This window comes from Streptomyces sp. NPDC000594, assembly GCF_040299965.1.
Taxonomy (GTDB): Bacteria; Actinomycetota; Actinomycetes; order Streptomycetales; family Streptomycetaceae; genus Streptomyces.
Genome location: NZ_JBEPCY010000008.1, coordinates 220,289 through 232,579, shown reverse-complemented (window position 1 = coordinate 232,579; position 12,291 = coordinate 220,289). Strand labels below are relative to the sequence as shown.

The 12,291-nt window shown below is 73.9% G+C and carries 10 protein-coding genes; 8 read left to right on the top strand and 2 right to left on the bottom strand.

Going from position 1 to position 12,291, the window contains the following annotated elements; translation table 11 throughout:
* The first annotated feature begins 12 nt into the window (after positions 1-12).
* On the top strand, positions 13-1,254 hold the full coding sequence (locus ABT354_RS15100) for a hypothetical protein (RefSeq protein WP_351493554.1): 1,242 nt from the start codon (positions 13-15) through the stop codon (positions 1,252-1,254).
* Here ABT354_RS15100 and ABT354_RS15095 read toward each other — a convergent pair.
* Positions 1,227-2,489, bottom strand: coding sequence for a glycosyltransferase 87 family protein (locus ABT354_RS15095; protein ID WP_351493551.1), 1,263 nt, complete (start codon positions 2,487-2,489; stop codon positions 1,227-1,229). The genes ABT354_RS15100 and ABT354_RS15095 overlap by 28 nt on opposite strands.
* A gap of 265 nt (positions 2,490-2,754) precedes the next feature.
* Here ABT354_RS15095 and ABT354_RS15090 point away from each other — a divergent pair, with 265 nt between their 5' ends.
* Both ABT354_RS15090 and ABT354_RS15085 read left to right on the top strand, forming a co-directional pair.
* A complete protein-coding gene (locus tag ABT354_RS15090) occupies positions 2,755-3,897 on the top strand; it encodes a glycosyltransferase family 4 protein (protein WP_351493549.1) in 1,143 nt (380 codons plus the stop codon).
* 141 nt (positions 3,898-4,038) lie between these two features.
* The gene (locus tag ABT354_RS15085) at positions 4,039-5,658 is read left to right on the top strand and encodes a GMC oxidoreductase (RefSeq protein ID WP_351493546.1); all 1,620 of its coding nucleotides are present in this window, start codon (positions 4,039-4,041) and stop codon (positions 5,656-5,658) included.
* Positions 5,659-5,752: 94 nt separating this feature from the next.
* Here the strand turns inward: ABT354_RS15085 and ABT354_RS15080 are convergent, their stop codons facing one another.
* Complete coding sequence (locus ABT354_RS15080) at positions 5,753-7,549, bottom strand: AMP-dependent synthetase/ligase (protein WP_351493544.1); 1,797 nt, start codon at positions 7,547-7,549, stop codon at positions 5,753-5,755.
* Between the two features lie 427 nt (positions 7,550-7,976).
* On the opposite strand from ABT354_RS15080, the gene ABT354_RS15075 reads away from it, so the two are divergent.
* The 5 genes from ABT354_RS15075 (at position 7,977) to ABT354_RS15055 (ending at position 12,143) form a co-directional block, all read left to right on the top strand.
* Positions 7,977-8,753, top strand: coding sequence for a metallophosphoesterase family protein (locus ABT354_RS15075; protein WP_351493542.1), 777 nt, complete (start codon positions 7,977-7,979; stop codon positions 8,751-8,753).
* 119 nt (positions 8,754-8,872) lie between these two features.
* Positions 8,873-9,325, top strand: a complete 453-nt coding sequence (locus ABT354_RS15070) for an SRPBCC family protein (protein ID WP_351493540.1) — start codon at positions 8,873-8,875, stop codon at positions 9,323-9,325.
* Positions 9,325-10,548 carry an ArsA family ATPase gene (locus ABT354_RS15065; RefSeq protein ID WP_351493537.1) on the top strand — a complete coding sequence of 408 codons (1,224 nt, stop codon included), beginning with the start codon at positions 9,325-9,327 and terminating at the stop codon, positions 10,546-10,548. The genes ABT354_RS15070 and ABT354_RS15065 overlap by 1 nt, the downstream gene beginning before the upstream one ends.
* A 61-nt stretch (positions 10,549-10,609) precedes the next feature.
* On the top strand, positions 10,610-11,110 hold the full coding sequence (locus ABT354_RS15060) for a DUF5304 domain-containing protein (RefSeq protein WP_351493535.1): 501 nt from the start codon (positions 10,610-10,612) through the stop codon (positions 11,108-11,110).
* A gap of 91 nt (positions 11,111-11,201) precedes the next feature.
* Positions 11,202-12,143 carry an ROK family glucokinase gene (locus tag ABT354_RS15055; protein ID WP_351493533.1) on the top strand — a complete coding sequence of 314 codons (942 nt, stop codon included), beginning with the start codon at positions 11,202-11,204 and terminating at the stop codon, positions 12,141-12,143.
* Positions 12,144-12,291 lie beyond the last annotated feature (148 nt).

Genomic DNA, 12,291 nt, shown 5'->3' with positions numbered 1-12,291 from the left:
TACGATCGGCGTGTGGCGGTACGGCGGCGCACGGCGCGCACCAGGGGACGGACGGCGGCGGGGCTCCTCGCCGCCGCGGCGCTGCTCGCCCCGGCGCTGCTCTCCGGCTGTACGGGGGACCGCTCCGGCTCCACCGGGGCCACCACCGCCGCCGAGGTGGGGCGGCTGCTCGACACCCGGGCGGCGGCGGTCCTCGACGGCGACGAGCCCGCCTATCTGGCGGCGCTCGACCCCGGCGCCCGGGAGCTGCGGGAGCGGGAGCGGCGCGAGTTCCGCCGGCTCGCCCGGATCCCGCTCGGCTCCTGGGAGTACCACCTGGGCACGGTGGAGCGGCGGGGCCGCACCGGTGCCGTCGCCGACGCCGAACTCCGCTACCGGCTCGACGGCCATGACGCCGGACCCGTGACCGTGGACCGGCGGCTGGAGCTGACGCTCCGCCCCGGCGGCTGGCGGATCATCGGGGACCGTCCGGCCGAGGGCGCCGCCGAGCAGCTCTGGCAGCAGGGCGATGTCCGGGTGGTACGGGGCACGCACAGCCTGGTCCTCGGGGTCGGGCAGACCGGGGAGCGGCTGCGGGCCATCGCCGCCACCGCCGACCGCTCCGTCCCCGAGGTCTCCCGGACCTGGCCGTCGCCCTGGGCCCGGAAGGTGGTGGTCCTCGTCCCCGGCTCCCTGGACGACATGGGCGCGCTGCTGGGCGCGCCGGCCGCCGGATACCGGGGCATCGCGGCGGTGACCACGGGCGCGACCGGGGCGACGGGGCCGGTCCCGGCGGACCGGATCATCGTCAACCCGGCCGCCTACGGGGCGCTGGGCGACTTCGGGAAGCGGATCGTGCTCACCCATGAGGCCACCCATGTGGCCACCCGGGCGCATACCGCCGCGACCACCCCGATGTGGCTCTCCGAGGGGTACGCGGACTGGGTCGCCTACCGGGGCAGCGGGCGCACGGCGGCCCGGATCGCCCCCGAACTCCGGCGCGCCGTCCACGCGGGCGACCTTCCGGCGACGCTCCCGGGCGACGCGGACTTCTCCTTCACCGGCGACGCGGACGCGCTGGCACGGGCGTACGAGGGGGGCTGGCTCGCCTGTGAGCTGATCGCCGAGCGGTGGGGCGCCGGGAAGCTCACCGAGCTGTACCGCACCGCCGGCCGCACCCCGCTGCCCGAGGCCCTCTCCCGGGTCCTCGCCACCACCCCGACCGCCCTCACCACGGCCTGGCGCACCTATCTGACCGGCCGGCTCACCCCCTGACCCCCGGCCCCGCCCTGGTCCCCGGCCCCGGCCTGGTCCCCGGTCCCGGCCGGGAGGGAGCCCCGGGCGGCCCGGCCCCGCCAGAGCGCCCGGCAGGCGAGCACCGCCGCCGCGACCAGCAGCCCGTTCCGCAGCGCCAGCAGCCCCACCCCCAGCGGATCACTCGCGGTGACCCGGGCGAAGAAGACCGGGAACTCCAGCACCGTCACCCCCGTGGCCAGCAGTACCAGCCCCGCCGGGCGCGCCATCGCACTCGCCCGCGCGCAGAGACAGACCGCCGCGAGACCCACCAGCCACACCAGATACTGCGGACTGATCACCCGGCTGGTGACGGTGAAGAGCAGCACCGCCGTGAACGCGGCATCCGGCACCACCGCCGCCCCGGTCCTGGCATCCCGGTGGCGCCAGAGCAGCAGCCAGCCCAGGGCCGCCCCCGCCAGGACCAGCGCCCCCGCCGAGACCAGGGCCACCCCGGGCCCCAGGAACTCCACCGAGCCGTAGTGCAGCCTGACCTCCCCCGCCCACCCGAACCACCGGGCCAGATGAAGGACCAGACCGCCCAGCGACTCCACCTCCGTGCCCCGGTCCCGCTGCGCGGTCCAGAAGCCCGCCGCCCCCGGCAGCGCCAGCAGCAGGGGCAGCGCCACCGCCGACGCGGTGACCCCCGCCGCCACCAGCGCCGCCCGGCTCGCCCGGCCCCGCCCCACCCCGCTGAGCAGCAGCAGCGGCCACACCTTGAGCAGCGCCCCCAGACCCGCCAGCGCCCCGAGCACCCGGGGCCGTCCGGCGCCCAGGACCAGCGCGGCGACCGCGACCGCCGTGACCATCAGGTCGTACCGGGCGTACGCCGTGGGCCCCAGCAGCGGCACCCCGGCGATCCACACCCACACCCCCCGTACCGAACCCCCGGGGAGCCGCGCCGCGCGCCCCAGGAGCAGCAGTACCGCCGCGTCACAGAGCAGGGTCAGGAGGTAGAAGGCGGGCGCGTACCCCAGGAACGGCAGCAGCCCCGGGGCGAGCACCGCCAGCGCCGCCCCCGGCGGGTACTGCCAGGTCACATCGCCGGCCGGGAACGAGCCCGCGCGCAGGGTCTCGTACCACCCCCGGTAGATCACCGAGACGTCGACGGTGACATCGGGCCCGGGGAAACCGGCCACCCCGCAGACCCACAGCAGCAGCGCGGTCCTGCCGAGGACCCACACCGGGAGTCCGGCGGGGCCGCCCACGCCCTTCATGGCCCATCAGTCCCATCCGGCCGGGGATGCGGGGAGAGGGGGACACCCGCCCAGGCCCGGGGAGACCCCGGGGCGCGGGACGCCCGGGACCCATGATGCGGGCGGGGAACGGGCCCCGCGAACGGACGGGTCCGTTCGGCCCCCGCCCCCGCACCCTCACGAACGGCCCGCCCCCGCACCTCAGGAACGGCCCCGCCTCCTCCCCTAAGGAACGGCCCGCCCCCTCCCCTCACCACCCTCCTGACTTCGGTACTGTCGGCAGGCGATGCACAAGACCCTGATCGTCACCAATGACTTCCCGCCCCGCCCCGGCGGCATCCAGGCGTTCCTGCACAACATGGCGCTCCGGCTGGACCCGGAGCAGCTCGTCGTCTACGCCTCCACCTGGAAGCGGAGCCCGGAGGGCCGCGAGGCCACCGCCGCCTTCGACGCGGAGCAGCCCTTCACCGTCGTCCGGGACCGTACGACCATGCTGCTGCCCACCCCCCGGGTGACCCGCCGCGCCGCCGGACTGCTGCGCGAGCACGGCTGTACGTCGGTCTGGTTCGGCGCCGCCGCCCCCCTCGGGCTGATGGGCCCCGCGCTGCGCCGTGCCGGTGCCCGGCGGCTGGTCGCCACCTCGCACGGCCATGAGGCGGGCTGGGCCCAGCTGCCCGCCGCCCGGCAGCTGCTGCGCCGGATCGGCGAGGGCACCGACACGATCACCTATCTCGGTGAGTACACCCGCTCCCGGATCGCCGCCGCCCTCACCCCCGAGGCCGCCGCCCGGATGGTCCAGCTGCCGCCCGGCGTCGACGAGAAGACCTTCCACCCCGGCTCCGGCGGGGATCTGGTGCGTTCCCGGCTCGGGCTCAGCGACCGCCCGGTCGTCGTCTGTGTCTCCCGGCTCGTCCCCCGCAAGGGGCAGGACACCCTGATCAGGGCGGTGCCCGCGATCCTGGCGAAGGTGCCCGACGCGGTCCTGCTGATCGTCGGCGGTGGCCCGTACGAGAAGGAGCTGCGGGAGCTGGCCCGGACCACGGGGGTCGCCGACTCCGTCCGCTTCACCGGCGCGGTTCCCTGGTCGGAGCTGCCCGCCCACTACGGCGCGGGCGATGTCTTCGCCATGCCCTGCCGCACCCGGCGCGGCGGGCTGGATGTCGAGGGGCTCGGCATCGTCTATCTGGAGGCGTCGGCCACCGGACTGCCGGTGGTGGCGGGCGACTCCGGCGGCGCCCCCGACGCGGTGCTCGACGGCGAGACCGGCTGGGTGGTGCGGGGCGGCTCGCCCCAGGAGGCCGCCGACCGGATCACGGCCCTGCTCCAGGACCCCGAGCTGCGCCGGCGGATGGGTGAGCGCGGACGCCGCTGGGTGGAGGAGCGCTGGCGCTGGGATCTGCTGGCGGAGCGGCTGCGCGAGCTGCTCTGAGCCCGGCCGCCGGGTGCCGGCGGCGGGCCGGGCGGGGGAGTGTACACGCGGCTGAGCTGCGTAAAGACAATTACTGACGGAAGTTCAACCAATTCCCCTCCGGCTATGGGCACTTACGGCGATCTCGCTGATGATCAAGCCATGAGCCCACAGCTGACCCGCCGCCATCTGCTGGGAGCAGCGGCGCTGAGCACCGCCGCCACTCTCGGCTTCACCCGTATCGGCCTCTCCTCCGCCCAGGCGCGGGAGCCCGCCGCCGTCCAGCATGCCCCCGCCGTCGTCCTGGGGTCGGGGTACGGCGCCTCCGTCGCGGCCCTCCGGCTCGGTCTGGCCCAGGTCCCCACCCTGGTCCTGGAGATGGGCCGGCTCTGGAACACCCCGGGCCCCGACGGCCGGGTCTTCTGCCGGACCACCGCCCCCGACCACCGTTCGATGTGGTTCCGGAAGCGCACCGAGGCCCCGCTCTCCACCTTCCTCTGGCTCGATGTGGTCAACCGGAACATCAACCCGTATCCCGGGGTGCTGGACCGGATCGACTACGGCGCCATGTCCGTCTATCTCGGCCGGGGCGTCGGGGGCGGCTCCCTGGTCAACGGCGGTATGGCGGTCACCCCGCCCCGGGACGACTTCGCCGCGGCGCTGCCGCAGGTCGACGCGGCGGCGATGTACGGGACCTACTACCCGCGCGCCCGGCGGATGCTGGGGGTCAACGAGATCGACCGGGACTGGTTCGAGTCCACCCCGTGGTACCGCTACTCCCGGGTGTCCCGGGCGCATGCCGCCCGTGCGGGTCTCGGCACGGTCTTCGTCCCCAATGTCTATGACTTCTCCTATATGCGGCGCGAGGCGGCGGGCGAGGTCCCCCGGTCGGCGCTGGCCGGTGAGGTGATGTACGGCAACAACCACGGCAAGCGCAGCCTCGACAAGAGCTATCTGGCGGAGGCGCTGGCCACCGGGAAGGTCACCATCCAGACCCTCAGCCGGGTCCGGGCCCTGGGCCGGCGGCCGGGCGGGGGCTATGTCCTCACCGTGGAGCGGCTGGATCTGTCCGGCCGGGTCGTCGCCACCGACGAGATCACCGCCGACCGGGTCTTCCTCGGCGCGGGCAGCATCGGCACCACCGAACTGCTGCTGCGGGCCCGGGAGACCGGCACGCTGCCCGATCTCGACGCCGAGGTCGGCCGGGGCTGGGGCAACAACGGCAATGTGATGACCGCCCGCGCCAACCACCTCTGGGACCCCACCGGCGCCCGCCAGTCCACGATGCCGGTGATGGCGATCGACGACCGGGCCAACCCGACCCATCCGGTCTTCGCGGAGATAGCCCCGCTGCCGATGGGGCTGGAACACTGGATCAGCCTCTATCTGGCCATCACCCGGAACCCGGAGCGCGGCCACTTCACCTATGACGCCGCCACCGACTCCGCCCGGCTCCAGTGGTCCCGGGCCCAGAACGTGCCATCGGCCACCGCCGCGAAGTCGTTCTTCGACCGGATCAACCGTGCCAACACCACCGTCCACCGCCATGATCTCTTCGGTGGCAACCGGGCCTTCGCCGACGACTTTACGTACCACCCGCTCGGCGGCTGTGTCCTCGGCCGGGCCACCGACGCCTATGGCCGGGCCAAGGGACACCCCGGGCTCTATGTGGTGGACGGCTCCCTGGTGCCGGGCTCGATCGGGGTCAACCCCTTCGTGACCATCACCGCGCTCGCCGAACGGAACATGGAGCGGATCATCGAGGAGGACCTCAGGCCGTAGCGCCCCGCCTTTCGGGGGTACGGGGGTACGGGTACGAGCCCGGGCGCGGGCGCCCGCGCCGGTGCGGGCGCGGGTCCGGGGATACGGGCCGGACTCAGCCCCGGTAGATCGCCTCGATCTCGTCGGCGTAGTCCTTGGCCACCACATTGCGCTTGAGCTTCAGCGACGGCGTGATGTGGCCGGCCTCCTCGGTGAACTGCCCCGGCAGCACCCGGAACTTCCGTACCGACTCCGCCTTGGACACCGCGGCGTTGCCGTCGTCCACCGCCCGCTGGATCTCCGCAAGCAGCTGGGGGTCGTCCCGCAGCGTCGCCGCCGTCGACCCGGCCGGCTTGCCGTGCTCGGCCGCCCAGCGGCCCAGGAACTCCTCGTCCAGCGTGATCAGCGCGCCCACGAACGGCCGTCCGTCGCCCACCACCATGCACTCCGCGACCAGCGCGTGCGCCCGGATCCGGTCCTCGATCACCGCCGGGGCGACATTCTTGCCGCCCGCGGTGACCAGGATCTCCTTCTTCCGGCCGGTGATCGTCAGATAGCCGTCCTCGTCCAGGGAGCCGATGTCCCCGGTGTGGAACCAGCCGTCGGCCAGCGCCTCGGCGGTGGCCTCCGGGTTGTTCCAGTACCCCGAGAACAGATGCTCGCCGTGGAGCAGCACCTCGCCGTCGTCCGCGATCCGCACCACCGACCCCGGCAGGGGCTGGCCCACCGTGCCGATCTTCTGCCGGTCCGGCGGGTTGAAGGCGGTCGCCGCGCAGGACTCGGTGAGCCCGTACCCCTCAAGGACGGTGAAGCCGACGCCCCGGAAGAAGTGGCCCAGCCGCTCGCCCAGCGGCGCCCCGCCCGAGATGGCGTGCTCGATCCGGCCGCCGAGGACCGCGCGCAGCTTGCGGTAGACCAGCTTGTCGAAGACGGTGTGCTTCAGCCGCAGCCCCAGCGAGGGGCCCCGGGGGGTGTCCAGCGCCCGGCTGTAGTCGATCGCGGTCTGTGCCGCCCGGTCGAAGATCTTCCCCTTGCCGTCGGCCTGGGCCTTGGCACGGGCGCCGTTGTAGACCTTCTCGAAGACCCTCGGCACACCCAGGACCAGCGTCGGCTGGAAGCCGGTCAGATCATCGGTGAGATTCCGGATGTCCGGGACACAGCCCAGCTTGATCGGGGCCATGATGGAGCCCACCTCCACCAGCCGCCCGAAGACATGCGCGGCGGGCAGGAAGAGCAGCACCGAGCACTCACCGGTGCGGAAGAGCGGCTTCAGCCGCTCCACGGCGTTGCCGCACTCCGCGAAGAAGTTGCGGTGCGAGAGGACACACCCCTTGGGGCGGCCGGTGGTGCCCGAGGTGTAGACGATGGTCGCCGGGTCGTCCGCCTTGGCCACCGCGCTGCGCTCGGTCACCGTGGCGTCGGAGATCTCCGCCCCGGCGGCGACCAGCTCGTCCACCGCGCCCGCCTCGATCCGCCACAGCTCGCGCAGGGCGGGCAGCCGGTCCCGTACCGACTCCACGGCCTCGGCGTGGCCGTCGTTCTCCACGATCGCGGCGACCGCGCCCGAGTCGGAGAGGATCCAGGAGACCTGCTCGGGGGAGCTGGTCTCGTACACGGGGACGGTCACGGCGCCCGCGCTCCAGATGGCGAAGTCCAGCAGCACCCACTCGTAGCGGGTACGCGACATCAGGGCCACCCGGTCGCCGGGCTCGACCCCGGCGGCGATCAGGCCCTTGGCCGCCGCGACCACCTCGGCGAGGAACTCGGTGGCGGTGACATCGGTCCAGGTGTCCCCGGATTTCCGGCCCATGACCGCGACATCGGGATGCTGGGAGGCGTTGCGGCGGATCAGGTCCGTCAGGTTGCCGTCCGTGGGGACCTCATACAGGGCCGGAAGGCTGAACTCGCGCAAGACTGCTGCTCCTCATCGGGCGCCGGCGCCACGGCTCTGTGTGATGCACCGGTTGCGGTCCTCGGTCGGGCAGGTGCTCCTGGGCGCTGAGCACGACAGGACCGCCCGGACGTTACCCGCCGGTAGTGAGTTCCGGGTAGGGGTCCCGACCAGATGTTCGCTGCGTCACACGTATATGACAGTACTTCGCGCAGGGTAGTCCACGTGCCCGGTCAGTCGGAAGAACGACCGGTCCGGCCCCATTCGTCCTTCAGCGCCGGACCCGTGCCGCGCCCCCGCCGCACCCGTGCCGCGCCCGTGCCGCACCCGTGCCGTGCCCGTGTCCCGGCGCCGGTACGGGAGGGCTGCGGCCGGTACGGCAGGCGGTCCGGCGGGATCCGGGAGGCGGCCCGCCGGGATCCCGAAGAGAGGCCATAAGGTGGCCGCCATGCGAGGTACCCGAGTGAACGTGGTCAGCGACGTCCATGGCAACGCGCGCGATCTCGCCCTGGCCAAGGACGGCGCCGACGCCCTGATCTGCCTCGGCGACCTCGTCCTCTTCCTCGACTACGCCGACCACTCGCGCGGCATCTTCCCCGACCTCTTCGGGACCGGGAACGCGGACCGGATCGTCGAGCTGCGCACCGCCCGCCGCTTCGCCGAGGCCCGCGAGCTGGCCCGCCGCCTCTGGGCCGAACTGGAGGTCGACCGGGACACCGCCATCGAGTCCGCCGTGCGCAAGCAGTACGCCGAGCTGTTCGCCGCCTTCCCCACCCCGACGTACGCCACCTACGGCAATGTCGACATTCCGGCACTCTGGCCCGAATACGTCCGTCCCGGCACCACCGTCCTCGACGGTGAACACGCCGTGATCGGCGGCCGGGTCTTCGGCTTCGTCGGCGGCGGGCTGCGCTCCCCCTCCCGTACCCCGTACGAGATCTCCGACGAGGAGTACGCGGCCAAGGTCGAGGCCCTCGGCGAGGTCGATGTCCTCTGCTCGCACATCCCCCCGGACGTGCCCGAACTCCTCTACGACACCGTCGCCCGCCGGTTCGAGCGCGGCAGCCGGGCCCTCCTGGAGGCCATCCGCCGCACCCGCCCCCGCTACGCCCTCTTCGGCCATGTGCACCAGCCGCTCGTCCCCCGGATGCGCGTCGGGTCGACCGAATGCGTCAATGTCGGCCACTTCGCCTCCACCGGCCGTCCCTGGACCCTCCAGTGGTGAACCCCCGGCGGGCGCGACCCTGGAACGGAGCCCCCGCCCGGTCGCGATAGCCTGCACACCACACACCCGACCGGTCCGCACCCCGCAGTCCGTACCGCACTGTTCGAGGAGCCGCAGCGATGGCGGAACACACCAGCTCAAGCATCACCATCGAAGCGGCACCGGCCGAGGTCATGGCAGTGATCGCCGACTTCGGCCGCTACCCCGAGTGGACCGGCGAGGTCAAGCAGGCCGAGGTCCTCTCCCACGACGTCCAGGGCCGCGCCGAACAGGTCCGGCTGGTGCTCGACGCCGGGGCCATCAAGGACGACCACACCCTCGCCTACACCTGGCACGGCCCCACCGAGGTCAGCTGGACCCTGGTCAAGTCCCAGATGCTGCGCACCCTCGACGGCTCGTACACCCTCAGCGCCGTCGGCGGCGGCGGCAACCGCACCGAGGTCACCTACCGGCTGACCGTCGACGTACGGATCCCCATGCTCGGCATGATCAAGCGCAAGGCCGAGAAGGTCATCATCGACCGGGCCCTCGACGGACTGAAGAAGCGCGTCGAGAGCGGACCCGCCGCCTGATGCGTACGGTCCTCGTCACCGGCCTCGGCGGCGCGGGCCGTACCACCGTCGCCGCGGCGACCGCACTCGCCGCGGCGCGCGAAGGCCGGCGGGTGCTGCTGCTCACCGCCGACCGGGACACCCTCCTCGGCACCCCCCTCACCGGTACCCCGACACCGGTCGCCGAGGGCCTCCTGGCGGCTCGCGTCGACCCCGGGACCGCCTTCCGGACCGAGTTCCTCGCCCTCCAGGAGCGCGCCGGGGCCCTGCTCGACCTGCTCGGCGCCGTGCCCCTCGCCGACGAGGAGCTGACCGACCTCCCCGGCGCCGGACACCTCGCCCTCCTCCGGGCGGTCACCGAGGCCGCGCGGGGCGACCGGGAGCTGGCCGTCCTCGATCTGCCGCCCCTCGGCGACACCCTCGATCTGCTGGCCCTCCCCGAACGGCTCCGCCGCTATCTCCGCCGGATGCTGCCGCCCGAGCGCCAGGCCGCCCGCGCGCTGCGGCCCGTCCTCGCCCAGCTCGCCGGGGTCCCCATGCCCGCCCAGTGGCTGTACGAGACCGCCACCCGCTGGGACCGCGACCTCGCCGCCGTCCAGCGGGTGATCGAATCCCCGGACACCGTGCTGCGGATCGTCGCCGAACCCGGCCCCACCACGGCCGACGCCCTGCGCACCGCCCGCACCGGGCTCGCCCTCCACGGGCTGCGCGCCGACACCCTCGTCGCCAACCGGATCCTGCCCCGCCACTCCGCCGACACCTGGCTCGCCGGCCTCGCCGCGCAGCAGGAGAAGACCGTGCAGGAGTGGTACGGGGAGTGGGCGCCCGATACGGCGGTACGGGAGCTTCCGCATCTGGGCCGCGACCCCCGGGACGCCGATGACCTGGGGCTGCTCGCCACCGCGCTGAGCACTCCCGTACCTCCGGTCGCGGAGTCCGCCGAGGGGCCCGCCGGGGTGCCGCCGGGGCCCGGCCCGGTCGAGGACCGCCGTGCCGAGGACGGCACCCTGGTGTGGTCCTTCCGGCTGCCCGGCGCGGAGAAGAAGGACCTCGGCCTGGTACGCCGGGGCGATGAACTGCTGCTGCGTACCGGACGGTTCCGCAGGATCGTTCCGCTGCCCTCCGTGCTGCGCCGCTGCACCGTCTCCGGGGCGGCCCTCACCGACGGGACGCTGACCGTCCGCTTCACCCCCGACCCCGGTCTCTGGCCGCACACCCCCGGGGCCGGCACCCCGGAGCGCTGAACGGCCCGCGCCCGTTCGGGTACCGTCGACGTACGAGAGCCCTTCAGTGCAGGAGTACGCCATGAGCGACGCCACGCGTCCCGCAGCAGACGACGACCCCTGGGCCGAGGCGTGCGCCGAGGACCTCGCCGAGGAGCGGGCCCGCCACCGCGAGCGGCACGGCCCGCCGGCCGGCTCGGCCGCCGAGGAGCTGCGCAAGCTGGTCGGCGCGGTCGCCGACAAGGTCACCGAGTTCCAGAGCTCCCTGCCCGGGATGGCCGCGCAGACCGCCGTCCAGCAGCTGGTGAAGCAGGCCAAATCCGCCGTGGAACCCGTCATCGAGCGCAACCCCCAGGTCTTCGACCACCTCGCCGCCGCGGGCGGGGAGCTGCTCGCCGCCTATCGTTCCGCCGTCGCGGGCCAGGAGAGCCGCTGGACCCAGGGGCCGGAGCGGGCCGCCGGCGACAGCGCCCCGGAAGCCCCCGAAGCCTCCGCCGACCCCTCCGGCGACCCCTCCGACCGGCCCGGAAAGCGCCCCGACGACGGCGACCCGGGCCCCGGCGAACGCATCGACCTGGACTGACCCCGGTCGGACCCCTCGACGACGGCCGGTCCCCGCCGTGCCCCTCGGGTACGGTGGCCCTCGGCGGGGCACGACCGGAACCGAGGGGCACATGGGACTCACCATCGGCGTTGACATCGGCGGTACCAAGATCGCGGCGGGCGTGGTCGACGAGGAGGGCACCATCCTCGAAACCCACACGGTGGCCACGCCGGCCACCCCCGACGGCATCGTCGACGCGATCTGCGCCGCCGTCGACGGAGCGGGCGAGGGCCACCGGATCGACGCCGTCGGCATCGGCGCGGCGGGCTATGTCGACGACAAGCGCGCCACCGTGATCTTCGCCCCCAACATCGACTGGCGCCACGAACCCCTCAAGGACAAGGTCGAGCAGCGGGTCGGCCTGCCCGTCGTGGTGGAGAACGACGCCAACGCGGCGGCCTGGGGCGAGTACCGCTTCGGCGCGGGGCAGGGGCACGAAGACGTCATCTGCATCACGCTGGGCACCGGGCTCGGCGGCGGCATCATCATCGGCAACAAGCTGCGGCGCGGGCGCTTCGGCGTCGCCGCGGAGTTCGGCCATATCCGGGTGGTGCCGGACGGGCTGCTCTGCGGCTGCGGCAGCCAGGGCTGCTGGGAGCAGTACGCCTCCGGGCGCGCCCTGGTCCGCTACGCCCGCCAGCGGGCCGCCGCGACACCCGAGAACGCGCGGCTCCTGCTGGAGCTGGGGGACGGGACGCCCGAGGGCATCGAGGGCCGCCATGTCAGCGCGGCGGCGCGGCAGGGCGATCCGGTGGCCATCGACTCCTTCCGCGAGCTGGCCCGCTGGGCGGGGGCGGGGCTGGCGGATCTGGCCTCGCTCTTCGACCCCTCCGCGTTCATCGTCGGCGGGGGCGTCTCCGACGAGGGCGAGCTGGTCCTCGACCCCATCCGGAAGTCCTTCCGCCGCTGGCTGATCGGCGCGCAGTGGCGCCCGCACGCGCAGGTCCTCGCCGCCCGCCTCGGCAACCGCGCGGGCCTGGTGGGCGCGGCGGACCTCGCCCGCGAGAGCTGACCGGATCAGCCTCGCCGGCGTTTGAGGCGCGGGGTTCGGGGCTGGCCCCGACATCCGGCCGAGGTGACTCGGGGCTCGGTTCCGGGCGGCCTCGGGCCAGGGTCGGGGACCAGTCCCCGAACCTCTGCTCCTCAAACGCCGGAGGGGC

Bases quoted from the DNA above. Each gene is read 5' to 3' on its own strand.
- ABT354_RS15095 (WP_351493551.1), bottom strand. From the start codon at position 2,489: ATGAAGGGCGTGGGCGGCCCCGCCGGACTCCCGGTGTGGGTCCTCGGC.
- ABT354_RS15090 (WP_351493549.1), top strand. From the start codon at position 2,755: ATGCACAAGACCCTGATCGTCACCAATGACTTCCCGCCCCGCCCCGGC.
- ABT354_RS15085 (WP_351493546.1), top strand. From the start codon at position 4,039: ATGAGCCCACAGCTGACCCGCCGCCATCTGCTGGGAGCAGCGGCGCTG.
- ABT354_RS15075 (WP_351493542.1), top strand. From the start codon at position 7,977: ATGCGAGGTACCCGAGTGAACGTGGTCAGCGACGTCCATGGCAACGCG.
- ABT354_RS15070 (WP_351493540.1), top strand. From the start codon at position 8,873: ATGGCGGAACACACCAGCTCAAGCATCACCATCGAAGCGGCACCGGCC.
- ABT354_RS15065 (WP_351493537.1), top strand. From the start codon at position 9,325: ATGCGTACGGTCCTCGTCACCGGCCTCGGCGGCGCGGGCCGTACCACC.
- ABT354_RS15060 (WP_351493535.1), top strand. From the start codon at position 10,610: ATGAGCGACGCCACGCGTCCCGCAGCAGACGACGACCCCTGGGCCGAG.
- ABT354_RS15055 (WP_351493533.1), top strand. From the start codon at position 11,202: ATGGGACTCACCATCGGCGTTGACATCGGCGGTACCAAGATCGCGGCG.